Source organism: Thalassospira sp. UBA1131 (genome assembly GCF_002311515.1).
GTDB lineage: Bacteria > Pseudomonadota > Alphaproteobacteria > Rhodospirillales > Thalassospiraceae > Thalassospira.
This window is the reverse complement of the sequence record NZ_DCAO01000107.1, coordinates 1-17,609: the sequence shown is the minus strand read 5'-3', so window position 1 is coordinate 17,609 and position 17,609 is coordinate 1. Positions and strand designations below refer to the sequence as shown.

17 protein-coding genes are annotated in these 17,609 nt (G+C 54.7%); 2 read left to right on the top strand and 15 right to left on the bottom strand.

Annotated features, from left to right (window positions below; genetic code table 11):
* The 4 genes from B3Z49_RS17605 to B3Z49_RS17590 form a co-directional block, all read right to left on the bottom strand.
* On the bottom strand, nt 1-911 hold a 911-nt coding region (locus tag B3Z49_RS17605), incomplete at its 3' end, for a gamma-glutamyltransferase (protein WP_296993227.1).
* Between the two features lie 135 nt (nt 912-1,046).
* Entirely contained in the window at nt 1,047-2,372 is a 1,326-nt protein-coding gene (locus B3Z49_RS17600; protein ID WP_063086867.1) for a TRAP transporter large permease, read from the bottom strand.
* A gap of 6 nt (nt 2,373-2,378) precedes the next feature.
* Nucleotides 2,379-2,951, bottom strand: coding sequence for a TRAP transporter small permease subunit (locus B3Z49_RS17595; protein ID WP_197147303.1), 573 nt, complete (start codon nt 2,949-2,951; stop codon nt 2,379-2,381).
* 1 nt (nt 2,952) lies between these two features.
* A complete protein-coding gene (locus tag B3Z49_RS17590) occupies nt 2,953-4,071 on the bottom strand; it encodes a TRAP transporter substrate-binding protein (RefSeq protein WP_008891953.1) in 1,119 nt (372 codons plus the stop codon).
* A gap of 333 nt (nt 4,072-4,404) precedes the next feature.
* Between B3Z49_RS17590 and B3Z49_RS17585 the strand changes: the two genes are divergently transcribed.
* Nucleotides 4,405-5,130, top strand: coding sequence for a GntR family transcriptional regulator (locus B3Z49_RS17585; protein WP_008891954.1), 726 nt, complete (start codon nt 4,405-4,407; stop codon nt 5,128-5,130).
* A 53-nt stretch (nt 5,131-5,183) separates the two neighbouring features.
* Here the strand turns inward: B3Z49_RS17585 and B3Z49_RS17580 are convergent, their stop codons facing one another.
* From B3Z49_RS17580 to B3Z49_RS17530, 11 genes are all read right to left on the bottom strand, one after another.
* Entirely contained in the window at nt 5,184-5,717 is a 534-nt protein-coding gene (locus tag B3Z49_RS17580; RefSeq protein ID WP_296993222.1) for a DoxX family protein, read from the bottom strand.
* Nucleotides 5,704-6,498 carry a DNA-binding domain-containing protein gene (locus tag B3Z49_RS17575; RefSeq protein ID WP_296993220.1) on the bottom strand — a complete coding sequence of 265 codons (795 nt, stop codon included), beginning with the start codon at nt 6,496-6,498 and terminating at the stop codon, nt 5,704-5,706. Before B3Z49_RS17575 ends, B3Z49_RS17580 begins: the two co-directional genes overlap by 14 nt.
* A complete protein-coding gene (locus B3Z49_RS17570) occupies nt 6,495-7,388 on the bottom strand; it encodes a DUF692 domain-containing protein (protein ID WP_296993218.1) in 894 nt (297 codons plus the stop codon). The genes B3Z49_RS17575 and B3Z49_RS17570 overlap by 4 nt, the downstream gene beginning before the upstream one ends.
* A gap of 151 nt (nt 7,389-7,539) precedes the next feature.
* A complete protein-coding gene (locus B3Z49_RS17565; protein ID WP_008891960.1) occupies nt 7,540-7,839 on the bottom strand; it encodes a DUF2282 domain-containing protein in 300 nt (99 codons plus the stop codon).
* Between the two features lie 303 nt (nt 7,840-8,142).
* Nucleotides 8,143-9,525, bottom strand: coding sequence for a M20 family metallopeptidase (locus B3Z49_RS17560; protein ID WP_296993214.1), 1,383 nt, complete (start codon nt 9,523-9,525; stop codon nt 8,143-8,145).
* Between the two features lie 66 nt (nt 9,526-9,591).
* Nucleotides 9,592-11,178 carry a gamma-glutamyltransferase gene (locus tag B3Z49_RS17555; RefSeq protein ID WP_296993212.1) on the bottom strand — a complete coding sequence of 529 codons (1,587 nt, stop codon included), beginning with the start codon at nt 11,176-11,178 and terminating at the stop codon, nt 9,592-9,594.
* Nucleotides 11,175-12,140, bottom strand: a complete 966-nt coding sequence (locus B3Z49_RS17550; RefSeq protein ID WP_296993210.1) for an ABC transporter ATP-binding protein — start codon at nt 12,138-12,140, stop codon at nt 11,175-11,177. The genes B3Z49_RS17555 and B3Z49_RS17550 overlap by 4 nt, the downstream gene beginning before the upstream one ends.
* Nucleotides 12,140-13,153, bottom strand: a complete 1,014-nt coding sequence (locus B3Z49_RS17545; RefSeq protein ID WP_296993209.1) for an ABC transporter ATP-binding protein — start codon at nt 13,151-13,153, stop codon at nt 12,140-12,142. Before B3Z49_RS17545 ends, B3Z49_RS17550 begins: the two co-directional genes overlap by 1 nt.
* A gap of 10 nt (nt 13,154-13,163) precedes the next feature.
* Nucleotides 13,164-14,087 carry an ABC transporter permease gene (locus B3Z49_RS17540; RefSeq protein ID WP_296993207.1) on the bottom strand — a complete coding sequence of 308 codons (924 nt, stop codon included), beginning with the start codon at nt 14,085-14,087 and terminating at the stop codon, nt 13,164-13,166.
* A 5-nt stretch (nt 14,088-14,092) separates the two neighbouring features.
* The gene (locus B3Z49_RS17535) at nt 14,093-15,010 is read right to left on the bottom strand and encodes an ABC transporter permease (protein ID WP_296993205.1); all 918 of its coding nucleotides are present in this window, start codon (nt 15,008-15,010) and stop codon (nt 14,093-14,095) included.
* 24 nt (nt 15,011-15,034) lie between these two features.
* Nucleotides 15,035-16,552 (bottom strand): ABC transporter substrate-binding protein, encoded by a 1,518-nt coding sequence (locus B3Z49_RS17530; protein ID WP_296993203.1) that lies wholly within the window; start codon nt 16,550-16,552, stop codon nt 15,035-15,037.
* A 179-nt stretch (nt 16,553-16,731) separates the two neighbouring features.
* On the opposite strand from B3Z49_RS17530, the gene B3Z49_RS17525 reads away from it, so the two are divergent.
* The gene (locus tag B3Z49_RS17525) at nt 16,732-17,511 is read left to right on the top strand and encodes an IclR family transcriptional regulator (protein ID WP_296993201.1); all 780 of its coding nucleotides are present in this window, start codon (nt 16,732-16,734) and stop codon (nt 17,509-17,511) included.
* The last annotated feature ends 98 nt before the right edge of the window (nt 17,512-17,609 follow it).

The window sequence follows — 17,609 nt, the reverse complement described above, 5'->3', positions numbered from 1 at the left end:
GGGTCGCCAACATGGGCGTCACGTTTCAGGAAGGCGCGTTTGGTCGCCTCGATCAAACCATGGACATGGTCAAAGCCGTCCAAGGCCGCGCCGGACAGTCCCAGCCGATCAAACAGGCCAAGGATCATCAGCGATGCCACACCCTGGGTCGGCGGGACCATATTGAAAACGGTTCCGGTCGAAAGTTTGACCGACAGCGGCGTCATGATTTTGGCCTGATAGGCTTCAAAATCCGAAAGGCGAAGCGGGCTTCCGACCGCTTCAAGCCCGCGCACATTGGTTCGCGCGATATCGCCGCGATAAAAATCATCAAAGCCAACACGGCCAAGCTGCTCTAGCGTTGCGGCAAGGGCCGGCTGTTTCAGCACATCGCCAATCGCCGGAATACCGTTGGCGGCATAGGTATCAACATAGCCCGGTGAGTCTTGAAGTTCCGCCATTTTGGTCGTGGTCAGGGCAACCTGTGATTTGGTGACCGGAACCCCGGTTTTGCCATGATGGACCGCATCACGCATCAGGCGACTGTGCGGGATTTTGCCGCCGATTGATGCCGCGACTTCGGCCGCCTTGATCCATCCGCCAATCGCACCGGCAACTGTCAGGGCCGCAAGCGGACCACGGGCCGGGATCGCGGCCTTGCCCTGTTCGCGGTAAAAGTCCGGCGTTGCAAGGTTTGCGGCCCCGCCACATGCCCGGATGGCAACCGGATCCTTGCCGGGCTCGGCAATCAGCCAGAAACCATCACCACCAATCGCGTTCATATGAGGATAGACAACCGCAATGGTCGCAGCCGCGGCAATCATCGCCTCGACCGCGTTGCCGCCTTCGCGCAGAATGTCACGCCCGGCCTCGGCGGCCAGATGATGGGGTGCGGTGACCATGCCACCGAGTGCGGTTCTTGAACGTAACATGATCAGCTGATCTCCCTGCCTTATGCTTGCGGGCATGTCGCGTTACTTGCGACATGCCCGGATTGTTCATAGCGCTGTTTTGCGTTTCCGTTCAGCGCCTTTTCACATTGTAGAATACCTGTTGCGCCAACCGGCCTACCAGCCGATCAGATTTGGCAACCAGCTTGTCAGTTCCGGGAAGATAAACAGAAGGATCAGGGCAAGCGCCTGAATACCGATGAACGGTATCACCCCGCGATAGATATCGACCGTCGAAACCGAGGGCGGCGCCACCCCCTTAAGGAAGAACAGTGCCCAGCCAAACGGTGGCGTCAGGAAGCTGGTTTGAAGGTTCATCGCCACCAGAATGGCAAGCCATGCCATATCGATCCCGCTATTGAGGAACACCGGCAAGAACATCGGAAGCGCGATATAGGAAATCTCGATCCATTCAAGGAAGAAGCCAAGCACAAAGATCACGGCCATCATGAACAGAAGGTTGCCCATGTCGCCACCCGGCACCCATTCAAACATCGCATGAACAAGCCCCTCGCCGCCCAAACCACGGAAGGCCAGGCCAAAAGGCTGCGCACAGATCAGGATGAAGAACACCATCGCACTGGTGATCAGCGTGTCATGCAACACATCGCGCATCACACCAAAATTCAGACGCCCGGAAAACAGCGCGAGCAACAACGCGCCAAGTGCGCCCATCGATGCGGCCTCGGTCGGGGCGGCAATCCCGCCAACGATGGAGCCAAGCACGGCAAAGACCAGCGCCAACGGCGGCACGACCACCTTGGCGATTTTGATCAGCAATTGCTGCGTGCTCATGGCGTCGCGTTCATCCTTGGGGATGGCGGGTACCATGTCGGGTTTGAAAATCCCCAAAAGCACAAGATAAAGGCCAAGCATCCCGGCCAGGATCAAGCCCGGCACCATGGCGGCGGCAAACAATGTGCCGACAGATTCACCGAGAATATCGGCAAGCAGGATCAACACCAGACTGGGCGGGATGATCTGCCCAAGGGTGCCCGATGCGCAAATCACACCACTGGCAACCCCCTTGTCATAGCCGCGATTGATCAGGGGCTGCAGCGATAAAAGACCAACCGTCACAACGGTTGCGCCGACCACGCCCGAAGACGCGCCCATAAGCACACCGACGATGACGATGGCAAGTCCCATGCCGCCCTTAAGCCGCCCCATGGCGTGACCGATCACATCAATCAGTTCTTCGGCCAGCTTGGATTTTTCAAGCATCACCCCCATGAAGATGAAAAGCGGCAAGGCAAGCAGCGTATAGTTGGTCACGACCCCGTAAACGCGTGCCGGCAACAGGTTAAACAAACCGGTGCCAAACCCCATAATTCCAAAGGCAAATCCCGAAATCGCAAGCGAGATCGCCACTGGCACACCAAGCACGAGGAAGCCAAAGAAGCCCCCGACCATACCGATGGCCAGCCATTCATTTCCGGTCATGTCTGATTAGTCTCCTGCACCGGTTTGCGTGACCGCATCAGATGCATCAAAGGCAGGTTCGCCGCGATTACCCGCAACGATTTGACGATAATTCATAAGGCCCTGGGCAATCGCCTGAATCAGCAAAAGACCAAACCCGATCGGAATAAAGGCCTTGAGCAAGAAGCGATATGGCAGGCCACCCGGATCGGGGGAGCCTTCGCCCATCATGATGGATTGCTCGACATAGGGGATCGAAAACCAGATCAGCGCTCCGCCCAGTACCGCCATCAAAACGGCCGAGAAAAGGTCGATGATCGCCTGGGCCCGCGGGCCCAGACGTTCATAAAGGAAATCGACCCGCACATGTCCGCCATGGCGCATGCCATAGGCCATCCCCATCAGGGCAATTGGCGACACCAGATGCCATTCAAGTTCCTGCATCGCCACACTTCCGGAATTAAACAGATAGCGCAGCAACACATTGCCACCGACCACCAGAACAAGGGCAAGACCGCTGATCGCAGCGCCCCATCCGGCAATATCGACAACCAGACCAAGGACACGGTCCGGTAACGGCTCAGTACGGGTCGACTTCATATCAGCTCATCCCGCCTTTCGATGAAATGATCCCGTGATAGGGCTTTTCACTGATCGCGGCCCATTCACGGTGCGTGTCGCGGAATGCCATGAAGCTGTCATGGACCTTTTTGGTGATCGGGTCTTTGGCTGCTTCGGCTTCAAGGGTATCCTTGGTGATGTCCTTAAGCTTGGTCACAACATCATCGGGCAGGGTTTGCGCGGTAACGCCAAAGTTCTCGACCAGATCACGCAGGGCTGCGGCGTTGTTGGCTTCACACCAGGAATGGCTATCAAGGTTACACGCCTGTGCGGCGTTCTTGACGATCGCCTGTAGATCCGCCGGAAGGCTTTCCCAGGCTTTCTGGTTGATCAGAAGTTCGGTGACGTTGGACGGCTCATGCCAGCCGGTGGTGTAGTAGTATTTGGCGGCTTTCTGCAGGCCCAGACGACGGTCCTGATACGGGCCAACGAACTCGGCCGCATCAATCACGCCACGTTCCAGTGCCGGGAAGATTTCCCCGCCCGGAAGCAGTTTCACTTCAACACCGATCTGCTGATAGACCTTCCCGGCAAGACCCGGGATACGCATTTTAAGGCCGTTGAAATCATCGAGGCTTTCAATCGGCTCGCGGAACCAGCCGGTCATCTGAACGCCGGTATTGCCCATCGGGAAGGCCACAAGACCATAAGGCTGATAAACTTCATGCCAAAGCTCAAGCCCGCCACCATGATAGAGCCAGGCATTTACACCCTGGAAGTTCAGACCAAATGGCACCGTGGTGAAATACTGGGCGGCAAAGATTTTACCCGCCCAGAAATAGGCATTGGCCGCATTCATTTCGACCGTACCGGCCTGAACCGCGTCAAAACCTTCAAGGGCCGGGATCAGTTCGCCAGCGGCGAAATGCTGAATGTTCAGACGACCATTCGACATTTCCGTCACGCGCTTGCAGAAATCTTCCGGGCTGCCCGGACCGGTCACATAAAAGGGTGAACCCGGACCATAGGCATTGGTCATTTTCCAGTTAAAGGTTTCCTGCGCACGAACGATGCTTGGTGCGGCGATAACGCCTGCACCGGTTGCTGCTGCACCGATTGCCGATTTGGTCAGAAAATCGCGCCGTTTAATGTTTGTCATTGATGTCTCCCTGATAGAGATAGCTATTTCTCTGAAACGTAATCTCAACGGAATGCATTCCGCACTGTGTATACATCTTGCAACACACATGCCATTGCATATTTTTCAATGACTTAACAAAATTTCTCTTATTCCTTGATATTCAAAATGCCGATTAATTAGTCAAAATATTGCATTGCACATTTTTACTGCACAATAAATATGCAGGAACTGGCGCGAAAAAATGTGCGGATTTTACAACCCTTGAGAAACTTGGCCTTGCCTTGAAAATTGGTGTATACATTTGATCAATAGGAGCCCAACCAAACCTCGCAAGAAGGGTATCGACTTCAGATGATCGAGCTTCGCCAAGCGCTCAGCACCCCGTCCGAACAGACCGAACAGGTCGGCATTGCCCAACAGCTTTGTCAGGCGCTGGAAGATGATATCGTCAAAGGAAAGCTCCCCCCCGGGCAGCGTTTGGAAGAGCCGCTTCTGGCCAAACGGTTTGGCGTTTCACGCACACCGGTGCGCGAAGCCTTGCAGCTTCTGACCGCAACCGAACTTGCCGAAAAGATTCCCAATCGCGGTGTTTATGTCTCGCTCGCCACCCCGGAACGGCTGACGGCGATGTTTGAAAGCATGGCCGAACTGGAAGGCACATGCGGGCGGCTTGCAGCCAAGCGCATGACAAGTGGGGAGCGCCACAATCTTGAACGCCTGCATCATGAATTGGCCGAAACGGTGCGTCTGGGTGATAGCGACGGTTACGAAACACTGAACCGGTCGTTCCACAATACGCTGTATCGCGGGACGCATAATGATGTGCTGGTCGATGTTACGCTTTCGGTGCGTCGGCGCGTCGCCCCGTTCCGCCGCGTGCAGTTCCAAAGCCTCTCGCGCCTTGCGTCCTCACACGAAGAACATCAGGGCATTGTCGATGCCATCCTGCGCGGTGACGTCAAGGCGGCCGAAGACTTGCTTTACGGGCACATCATGGCGGTGCATGAGATCAGCCAGGAATACCTCGCAAGCCTGCGCGATGCGAGCGCCCAAAACGACCGGTTCGCGGCAAAATAAGACTTCAAGCGGGGATTCCTGTGCTGCCACAAGCGCGATCACAAGGACCTTCATCAGGCGCGTCGGTGCGACAACAGCCGATCCACCGACAGCTTGCCACCACCGGCAAAGACGAGTGCCACCAGAAGCGAAATCCAAAGCAGGCGGTGATCAATCAGCTCGGTCGGCAATCCGTTGGCAAGCGCGCCCAGAGCTGTACCGTGAAACACAACATCCACCACCGTCTGAACCACGACAAAGCCAATCATGCCAAGGGCCGCAAGTCGGGTGAACAGGCCGGCAACAATCAGGACTGGCAAGACAAACTCGCCAAGGGTTCCGGCCCAGACAATCAGGTGCCACGGGAAGAACGGAATGGCAGAGGTATCATAAAGATACTGCTCTGCAATCGGCGGCAGAATCTGCGCGAATGCGCCCGCACTGAGGCCAACGCCATCAATCTTGGTCAGCGCACTGTTAACGTAATAGGGCAGCAGCAAAAGAACAAAAAGCCCCCGGCTGGCAATGCCAATAACATCGCGCCCGCCAAGGGCATCCATTTTCGTCTCAAGACGGGCGTAGCCGCCAATTACATTATGCATCATCATGCCCGTTTCCTCTCGGGATCGTAAGGCGGGCATCAAATGCCCCGATTGTTAAAAACGCGGCAAAGCTTGCCATCACATCAAAATTCGCATCGGCTTCAAGGGCATGAGCGCAGGCTTCGCCAAGGCTTAAACCATCTCGCGTTAGAGCCGCAAAAAATGCCGCCTGCCCATGGGTCATCACGCGCATTTCAACCTGCATATAAGGGCGCGTGACCAGAACGGTTTCAGCGCGTTGCACGATGCTGGTTTTGCCTTTGCGTTCACCATCAACCGGATTTTGCGCATTCCAGATGGCAAAGATCGGATACTCCGACGCCAAGACCTGACATGCCGGGTGTGCGCGCAGTGTCATGGCCTCCAGCTGATCCTCAAGCCCGCCGAGCTCTTCGGCCAGAAGCGGCGTGGCGTCTTCGGACGTGCTGACCTCAAGCCGGGCACGTTCAAGCCTTGCGATATCTGGCAGATACGGCAAGCGATCGCGCACCGGGTGGCTTGCCAGAAATTCGGCAAAGCCAGCTCCGTAAAGGGCAAGCGATCCGGCACGCGTGGTTTCGGATTGAACGAACCCTTGCGCCAGTTGATCAAAAAATCCATCCCCGACCAGTTTGCGCACGGTCGGGTACGCAGCCCCCAACGCGTCATACAGGCCACGATGAACGTTATTGCGATAAATCGCGAAACGGTGCGCATAACCGTCCGCGACACTGCTTGGCACCACATCTCGTTCCGAGGCCATCAAGGCATCGCTAAAGCCGTCATAAAATGCCTTAAGCTCCGTCATGACGCGGCCTCAAACTGCGCGTCCACGGCATATTCAAGATGACGGTCGGCAAGGGCCGCTTCACGGGCCAGCACATCCCAGCTTGGGACGTCATTATCCCATTCAATCAGGGTCGGCTTGCGCCCGATCCGGGCGATCAGACGGTCAAACAGATCCCAAACCGGATCGGCCACAGGCCGGGAGTGGGTATCGATCAGAACATCATCATCGGGATTGGCATCGCGCTCGTGCCCGGCCAGATGAATTTCACCGACCAGATCACCGGGCACCGCATCAATAAACGCATTGGCATCAAGGCCCAGATTATGGGCCGATATGTAAACATTGTTTACATCAATCAGCAGCCCACAACCGCTGTGCGCGGCGGCCTCAGTAATGAATTCAAGTTCGGGGATCGAGTTTTGCGGCAAGGGCACATAAGACGTCGGGTTTTCGATCAGGATCCGTCGACCAATAAAGTCCTGCACACTATTGATGGCATCCACCAACTGCGAAAGCGACGTCTTCGTCATCGGGGTCGGCAGGAGATCAGCCATATAAAGCCCTTCATGGGCGGACCAAGCAATATGTTCCGACACCATGGCGGGATTGAACCGGTCGACCAGCCGTTTGAGGTCGGCCAGATGGTTGTTGTTTAACGGCTCCCCGCCGCCAAGTGACAATCCGACCCCATGCATCGAGACCGGATAATGCGCAGACAGCTCTTCCAGCATGGCAAGGCGCGGGCCACCGGCAACCATGTAGTTTTCCGGATGGATTTCAAACCAGCCCACAGCGGGTGCTGCGCCAAAAATATCATGGACGTGCTCGGCCTTGAAGCCGACACCTGCCCGGCCCGGAAGCTCATGGGCCAGCAGCGCTCTATCAGGAAGCTGTATCAGCGGTGTCATATCGGGGCAACCTTATCTTTTCGCCGTTTACGCGGGTGGACGGTCAGCACACGGGACAGGGGGAGACATATGCAGATCTGCGCTGACCGTCCGTTGGGACGCGATTAGGCTTGGAGTTCGGCTTGGAGTTCGGCTTGGGAGATTGCCGGACTTAGCCCTGCGGGATATCGCGATCCAGCGCTTCCAGGCTGCCCATGACTTCACGACCATCCGCCGTGGTGAAGCTCATATCTTCACAGGTGCCGGCCGGGACCAGTTTCCAGGCATTGCCCTGATAATCGACAGTCGAGGTACCGGCACAGGTCGTGCCCGGACCAGCAGCACAGTCATTCTGCCCCGCCAGCGACACACCAAAACATTTTTCCTTGGCGCCATCGGCTGCAGCCTGGTTGATCGCAGCCATTGAAACAGCAGCACTCAATGCTGCACCCAGAACCATTGCTTTTTTCATCGTCGTTTCCCTTCGGTTAAATTCGCAACACCACGTCAAAGTGATGATTTAACCGTAAGGGCGAAGACCAATCTGGTCACTGCACCATTCGCACACGTGATGTCAAAGGAACGTGAGGCAAATTTGCCCTGTACTCACAAACGCGTGAGACGCGGCCGTTGCAAGCCAATTATTCGTTATCTTGCGATCACGCCGTTGGGGCCGTGACAAAGGCACCTTTATGATAAATGTCCCGACCCGGTTGCACAGGTCGAGACATTTTAAGGTGGTTCAGAACCTCGGTCCTAAGGCATCCGTTCAAGATCAAGCCTTCCGTCCGATATCCCAGAAAATTCCGGCCATCATCTGCAATGCCTGCTTACTGAGGCTTAAAAGGATATGTTCGTTTGGCGCATGCTGTGAACATGATGGATAGGAATGAGGCACCCAGACGGTCGGAAGGTCCAGGATATAGGCGAACGTATCATTGGGCAGCGACCCACCAAGATTGGGGAGTACCGCCGGTTTTTCGCCAGTGGTTTCGATAATTGAATTCCGGACCCGAGACACCCAAGGATGCGACGGATCAAGCCGCGTCGCCCGAAAGAATCCCTTGTCCGAAGGAATGATTTCGACATCGGTAAAGCCATGTTTATCGAGATGACGACGCAATGCGGGCAGGATATCTTCCGCATCTGTCCCCACAACATAGCGCAACTGACAATGCGCTATTGCCTCTGGTGCGATTGCATTTACTGGCTTTTCGGGATTTCCCGCCTTTGCAGCCAGAACCGCAAAGCTATTCCAACCATACACCTTTTCCGACAGGGACAAGGCTTCCTCGCCCCAGTTGGGGTCAATTGTCGGTCCTGTTTCTGTCTGAGTGATTGCGCAATCTTTAAGCGCTTCGCGGACTTCGTCATTCAGGCTGTTTGGGCGCCATTCGGGAACCTGAATTTGCCCGCGACCATCCACGATAGATCCAATCGCGTGCGAAAGAACGATCATCGGATCTTTAAGCAAACCACCCCAGTTACCTGAGTGATGCCCGCCGTCACGATATTTGACCGACAGCGCAAAGTTGATTGCCCCGCGTGACCCCATGAACATTGTCGGACGTTCGGCACTCAGACGCGGGCCATCGGACGCGATCAGAACGTCTGCGGCAAACAGATCGCGATAATTGGTGAAGAGTTCTGCAAGGCCGGGTGACCCCGCCTCTTCGCCCATTTCAATGATTACCTTGCAGTTAAAGCCCAAAGCACCGCGTGTCTGAAGGACCGAGCGCAACGCCGCCAGATTAATGCAATGCTGCACTTTGTTATCCGCCGTCCCTCGCCCGTAAACCTTGTCGCCTTCAATCACCAGCTTGAACGGTTCGAGACCTTCACGCCATTCGCCTTCCTGGGCAAGGATGACATCACCATGCCCGTATGTCAGAACAGTCTGCAGGTCATCACCTTCGCGACGTTCGGCAAACAGAAACGGTCCGAAACCCGGTTTGGGATTATCGATGATACGGGTTTCAAACCCCATATCGCGCACCATTGGAACAATCACATCGCTAAGATAACCATAAAGCGCTTCGAGATTATCGGGTTTCTGGCTTTCGGTTTTCTGTTCCACCATTCGACGCAATTCGTCGATAAACTGCCCGTCCTCAAAATACCGGGTGACATTTTCGATAGCATCAGCACGCGTTGACATTGATTGATCCTTGTTATTTCCGATAAGCCATCACATTTCCAAAGGAACGACGAGGTATTGTAAGTTTCACAAACCATCCCGTTTTTCCGCGACCGCATCCCCCCAGGGCGACATGATTTCGGTCATGCCCTGATTGATTTCCCCGTGCCTGATAACCCCTGCCGGACAGGCAAATGCATAGGGGAAAGTCGTGCGACGTGTACTGACACAACGATGTCGTTTGCCAAGGGCCGCAATGATATCGGGTGACAGGCTTTGATCCATGATCACCGTATCGCCGCCGCTGAAATCAACCCGCGCCTGATGGAAAGCATCTTCAAGCGTCATCTCAAAATCCATCAGGGACGATGTCAGTTGAAGAACCGCTGGCAAAATCTTGCGCCCGCCAGATGCTCCAATCGCAAAATGCCTGTCCTTATGCTGCCCGATGGCCGGACATACATTCATCAGGCAGCGCTTGTTTGCAGCCAAGGAGTTGGGTTTTCCTGGCTCCGGGTCGAACCATAGGATCCCGTTATTCATCAAAAGCCCACTTTTCGGCAAAACAACCTTGGAGCCAAAAATGGACAATAATGTCTGGGTTACCGCAACCATATTGCCGTGCCGGTCGACCACACTGAAATGTGTTGTGCATGCAGGCGCACAACTGTCATCAACGTCGCCCATTTCGCGCAACCGGCGCTCATAGGTCGTCTTGAGTGCGTCGACATATGCATGATAGGCATCCGCACCGGGTGACGCCCCATCAAAGCTCTGCCCAGAAAGAATGCCAAGACATTCAGAAAGGTTCTCCCCCGCTGTCATCGACGGCGGTGTATAGACGGTCCCGCCGCGATAGGATGTTGCCAGCGGATCCGACAAGACAGCCTGATAAGACTTCATGTCTTCAAGCGACAAACAGCCACCTGCGGCCTGGACATCCGCAACGATGTCTGCGGCAAGGTCACCTTCGTAAAATTCACGTGCACCTTTTTCGGCAAGGCGTTGTAACGTTGATGCCATCCGGTCAAGATTGATCCGCTTGTCAGAAAGCGCTGTCCAGCCCGCAATGGTTGGCCATTGGCCATCTTCCAGAAAGGTTTCAGCTGCCGTGGGGTTTTTGGAAAGTTCTCTGGTGCTGGCGGCAATAATAAGCGCAGCATACCAGTCCACAGATAGCCCATCATTGGCAAGCCTCACCGCCGGCGAGACAAGGTCTTGCCAAGGCATCGTCGCAAACCGATCAAAGGCAAGCCCCATACCGGCAACGGTGCCGGGGACTGCAATCGCCCCTGCCCCGATCTGGTTCCGATCATTAACCACACGCGCCCACGGGAAAAGATCGCCTGCAACCCCCTCGCCCGACAATGGATAATCAGCAACATCCAGCCCGGCAGGAGAACGCATTCCAAAGGTCAGACTATAGGTTCGGTCTTCGTCGGCACGATAGATCATCATTGCGCCGCCGCCAGCCGGACCACTCATCCATGGTTCGACCACCCCCATGGCAAAGGATGTGGCAATCGCGGCATCAATGGCATCACCGCCCGCAGCAAGAATGTAGGCCCCGACCTCTGCGCCGAGTTTGTGCTGGGCGGCAACAACACCGCCATTCCGCGCAGTCACCACGTTCTTACGGACCGACTGCATGTTAGAGAAATTGTCACGGATCATTGAACCGCCCCTTCGACCAGATGACATTCAACCCGCTTGCCCTGATGCTGGGTCGCGACCGGTGCCTTGGTCGAACAGATATCAATCGCGCGTGGGCAGCGCGGATGGAAATGGCATCCACTGGGCGGGCTGATCGGATTGGGAAATACCGCGCCCAATTGCGTATCAGGAACCCCAAGGGATGGGTCCGGCGTCAGCACGGATTCCAGCAACGCATTGGTATAAGGATGATCCGGGCCGGCAAACAGCGAAGACGCGTCTGCCTCCTCGACGATACGGCCCAGATACATGACCGCCACCCTTGTCGCGAGATGTTCGACCACGGCGAGGTTGTGGCTGATGAACAAATAGGTCAGCCCGAATTCGTTGCGCAGATCCGACAGCAGATTAAGGATTTGCGACTGTACCGACACATCAAGGGCCGAGGTCGGTTCATCGCAGATCACGATTTCAGGACGCATGATCAGGGCACGCGCAATCGCCACACGTTGACGTTGGCCGCCTGAAAGCTGGCTTGGATAGCTGCGCAAAACCCGTTTGGGCAAACCGACAACATCAAGAATATCGGCGGTCTGTTTGTCCCAGTCACGCGGATCGCCGACCTTGTGCACCCTTAGCGGCAACGAAATGATATCGCCAATCGTCTTGCGCGGGTTCAGCGATGAATAAGGGTCCTGAAAGATCGGCTGGATACGCCGCGCCAGATAGGATCTGTCATGGCTGGTGATGTCTTCTCCATCAACCAGAACCCGTCCCTCAGTCGGCGCCTCGAGGCCAAGCAAAATACGCGCAAGGGTACTCTTGCCGCAGCCGGACTCACCGACAAGGCCAAGGACTTCGCCCTTTTGCAGTTTCAGCGTCAATTCATCAACCGCACGAAGATCCTTGCGTTTGCCAAAGATGCCCTGCTTGATCGAAAAAATCTTGGAAACATTTTCAAGTTCGAGAACCGGAACGGACATTATGCTTCCCCCGATTTTGGCTGGTTCACCGACAGGGATGCAGACCTGTCATAATCGTGAACACAGCGATAAAGATGCCCGGCGGGTGAAATACGGACCGGTATATCCGACGCACATTGCGCGGTTGCCTCGTCACAGCGGCTTCGGAAAGCACAACCGGCCACATCACCGATAAGAGACGGCACAATACCGGGGATCGATCCCAAATGTTCACCAACTGCTGTTTTGCCGGGGACTGGAATGCAATTAAGCAACCCGCGCGTATAAGGATGCTTTGGCGATGTGAAAACTTCGGCAGCACTTCCTGCTTCGACCATTTCACCCGCATACATAATGGCGACCTTGTCCGCAACGCGGGCGACCACGCCCAAATCGTGGGTGATCAGGATCATCGCCATGTTCAATTCACGTTGAAGATCCTTAAGCAGGCGCAATATCTGGGCCTGAATGGTAACATCAAGGGCAGTTGTCGGTTCATCCGCAATGATCAGATCAGGTTCGCCCATCAGGGCCATCGCAATCATCACGCGTTGCCGCAGACCACCGGAAAGCTGATGCGGATATTGTTTCATGCGGTTCGCTGCTGCGGTGATCCCCACCTTTTCCAAAAGTTCGATAGCGCGTTCGCGCGCCACCGACTTCGGAACCTTGCGATGAAGCAAAAGGGCCTCGATCAGTTGATCACCAATCGTGTATGCCGGATTAAGCGAGGTCATCGGTTCCTGAAAGATCATCGAAATCCGGTCACCGCGCAGCTTGCGCATATCCCGATTGGATGCAGTTTGCAAATCGACACCTTCAAAATCCAGAACCCGTGCCGAACGTTGTGCCTGCTTGGGCAGAAGCCCCATGATCGCAAGCGATGTCAGGGATTTGCCACTGCCTGATTCACCGACTACACACAGGGTTTCGCCCCGCTTCACATCGAAATCAATGCCGCGCACGGCATGCAGCGTTCCGCTTGCCAACGGGATATCGACCGTCAGGCCGCGAACAGAAAGAATGTTTTCCATGCTGATGCCCCTAATTGCGATTTTCAGGTGCGGAAACGTCGCGAAGACCATCGCCCAGCAGATTGATCGCCAGAACGAGAATGAAAAGCGCGACACCCGGAATGGCAATCATCCATGGCTGAAACAGAAGCATCTGCTTGCCTTCCGATACCATCAAGCCCCAAGACGGCGTCGGCGGCTGCACCCCAAGGCCGAGGAATGACAGGGCCGCTTCAAGCAGGATGGCATGCGCCATTTCAAGCGTCACGATCACAATCAGGCTGTTGGCGATATTCGGCATGATTTCGCTAAACAGGATGCGCTTGGTCGAACAGCCGATGGCCTTGGCTGCCGTAACATATTCCATCGACCGCAATTGCAGCGTGGCAGATCGCATCACGACCGCGAACCGATCCCAAAGCAAAAGGCCAAGAACCGTGATCACCACCTGAAGTGATCCGCCAAACAGCGCAACCACCGCCAGCGCCACCAGAACCACGGGCATCGCAAGGCGCACATTGATCAAAAAGGTGACACAGGCATCGACACGGCCGCCGAAATAACCGGCGGCAACGCCCATGCTGGTGCCGATAATGCCGGAAATCAGGGCCGCAATCGCCCCGATCGCCAATGAAATGCGTGCGCCATAAAGCAACCGAGAAAGATAATCCCGCCCCAGATGATCGGTACCGAGAATGTTCTCCCAGCTGCCTTTGGCATCCCAGACGGGCGGGATCATTCGATGCATCAAATCCTGATGATACGGATCATAGGGAGCCAGAAGAGGTGCAAACAGCGCCATCAGGAAAATGGTCAGAAGCACGATGGCACCAAACATCAGCCCTTTGTGACCAAGGATTTTGGTCAGCAAGATCTGGCGTGGTGTCGGGCTGCTCAAAACTTCCGGCTCAACCTTGGGGGCGACAGTATTCATGGTTTCAGTTGTATTGGCCATCTCATTCACCCTACCCGCATGCGCGGATCAAGCCACGCATTCAACAAGTCCGAGAGGAAGGTGAAGACGATATAGAACATCGAAAACACCAAAATCAGGGCCTGCACAGTTGGCAGATCGTTACGACCAATAGATTCCCAGGCCAGATATCCGGCACCATGCAGCGCAAAGATTGACTCCACAACGATCGAGCCGCCCAGCATGAACCCCATCTGAACAGCAGCCAGACTGACGACCGGAATGATGGCATTGCGAAGCGCATGCTTGAACATGACCCGGAATTCACCCGCGCCCTTGGCGCGTGCGGTGCGGACATAGTCCGCACCCAACACGTCAAGCATCCCGGCACGGGTAAGCCGCATGATTGCCGGCATTGCGTAGTACCCCAGCACAATGGTCGGCATCACAAAGTTCTGCCAACTATCCGAACCAGAAGGCGGCAAAACGCGGAGCTTGATGCTAAACAAGACAATAAGAACAAGACCGAACCAGAAACTCGGCATGGCTTGCCCCATTACCGAAAGGAACAAGGCAATCCGGTCTACAAGACTGTTGGGGCGAACGGCGGCGGCAACGCCCAACGGCACGGCCGTTAAAAGCGCAAACGAGATTCCGCAAATGCCAAGCAACATGGTCACGGATAGACGTTCTGCAACCAGTTGCGATACCGGCAGTTTGAAATAATAACTTTCGCCGAAATCGCCCCTGACTGCATTAAACATCCATTCGCCGTACTGAACGACCAAAGGTCGATCCAGTCCGTAGTGAAGCCTGACTGCTTCGATATCATCTGCGTTTGCTGTTTCACCTGCAATAGCTGCTGCAGGATCTCCGGAAAGATAGAGAAGCGCGAAACTAAGTACGGAAACCGCAAACGTCACCAGCAAGGCCAAGCCAAGCCTTTTTAACGTATATACCAACACCGTTCTGACCCCTGATCCGGAGGATTATTTCCAGCTCATCTGGAAGAAGCGCGGAATTGCATCCGTGGTCGGTGCATATTCCAAATCCTGCGAAAACACGTAGTTCGAATTGTAGGAGAACAACGGCAACCAGTAGGCTTCTTCTGCGATCTTCTTAAGGGCCTTGGAATAGTATTCCTTGCGTTCCTCGGAATCGACCGAACTGTCGGCAACATCCAGCCATTCCTTGACCTGTTTGTCTTGCGCACTGTCAAGGCTGCCAAGCTTGAAATACTGACTGACGATCGCTGAAACATCGTTGATTGAATAGGAACCCCATGTCTGGAACGACATCGGCACTTCGCCCTTCATATTCAATTCCCGCAGGGCGGAGTATTGCAGAAGCTTGAAGTTGCTTTTGATGCCGACCGCTTCGAGAAAGCCCAGCATGGCTTCGGCATAACTGCGATCACGATAAGCATAGAAGTCGATTTCCAGCCCGTTCGGATAACCTGCTTCGGCAAGAAGCTGTTTGGCTTTCTCTGGATCGTAGTCGTAGGTCTTCACGTCCTGTTCGCAACCAAATTGCGACGGGAAGCATGCTGAGTTGACCACACGGGATTTCCCCTGAAGCATCGATTGAACAATGGCTTCACGGTCGATGGCATGCGAAATTGCCTGACGTACAAGCTTTTTGGTGAATGGGTTGTCTTCACCGCTACGACCGGCGGCATCAAATTGCAGATAGCCAATCCGCATGGTGCTTTCGTTGGCAACTGTAAATCCACCCATGGCAGTCAGGCTTTCGGCCTGATCTGGCGGCACCTGCCAGATCCAGTCCAGACCGCCACTGAACAGCTCGGCCGCCTGCGTGTTGAAATCAGGAATGGTACGGATATCCAGACGACCGATGTTGGCCTGCCCCTTCGGACTGTCCTTGTGATAATTTTCGTACTTCTCCAGCACGAAATGCTTACCCGGCTCGACCGAAACAACCTTGTAAGGACCGGTTCCTACCGGATTAAGTCCCATGCCTGTCGGACCAGCTTCGGCGTAATATTCGTTGGGGTAAATCGACACCGGCCCGGCAAGATATTCGATTGCTGCGGGGAACGGTGCTTTTAGATGAATGCGGACCTTGAACTGGTCAATCTTTTCCGCACTTTCCATCCAGTTGACGTTACGCTGGGTTTTAACGCCGTTTTTCTCGTCGGCAACCCAGTTCACGGTCGCCACCACATCGTCAGCGTCGAATGGCTCGCCGTTGTGGAAGGTCACGCCTTGGCGAAGATTGAATTCAAGTGTTTTGTCATCAACCCATTGCCAGTCCGTCGCCAGATTACCCTGATACTCGCCTGTATAAGGATCACGATAAACCAGCCCATCCCAGATGGAACGTTGCAGGATGACACCTTCACGCGCCGAGTTGTAATAACTGTCGACATTCTCAAGTTCTTTGGAAAACGCAACATTGAGGGTATCGTCTGCTTTGTTGGCAGCAGCTGTTCCAGCAGCGGCCATGGCGAGGGCAAAGATTCCAGCCCCCTTAAGGATCTGTTTCATTATAGCCTCCTGATATGAATGCCCCGCTTCACGATATTTGCGGCAAGACACATTAGATGCATTTAAAACATCTTGTATTGTATTGTAATACAGCGTACTGTATATAACAACGATAAGGCAACTCTGAGACGTATGTCAACCAGCACGTTCGCCATTCTAAAAAACGAGGAAACATGACCATGGTCGGCCCAAAAGCTCGACAACAGGACACCCTTTTTGTCTCGTCGCTCGAAAAAGGCATGCGGATACTTGAGGCTTTTTCCGAAGATAAAACGGAATTTGGTCTGGCCGACCTTGTAAAGGTTACCGGTCTTGAGAAGAGTGCGGCACAACGATATGCCAATACACTATACGAGCTTGGTTATCTGGAAAAAAATCCAGAAACCCGCCGGTTTCGGCCATCCGTCAAATATCTGGAAATGGCGTATAGCTATCTATGGGCCGACTATCTGGCGCAGCTGGCAATGCCGCGTCTGATCGACCTAAGCCGCCAGACATCACAAACCATCAACATGGCCGAGCCAATCGGAACCGACATTATTTATGTCGTGCGCATGCCCAACCACCGTACTAATTTCGGGGCCTCGGCGATTGGCAGACGGGTGCCTGCACTTGTTGCCTCATCGGGGCGTGTCATTCTGAGCCGCCAGTCCGATCAGGCCATCCGTGACGCGGTAAGCACTTGGCCGACCCGTCAATACACCCAGAGAACAACGATGGATCGTGGTGCCATACTCGACAATATCCTGATGGCACGTGAAAAGGGATATTGCACGACACAGGGACAGGTTTTACCCGATGAAGTCAACGTTGCCGCCCCAATCTGCAGTATTGACGGAATACCGGTTGGCGCCATCCACTGTTCTCTGCCCTCGATCCGCTGGACCATCGAACGTGCGGAAGAAGAAATTGCCCCTCTTGTTGTAGAAGCAGCTCAATCCATTGTGCCATCGCGGTAATCGCCACCCGACTGTAACCAGTCGAATGACTAATGGCTAAATGCATGATGCAAATAGGTCACTGAAAAACAAACAACGCCGCTCATGTTTGAAGCGGC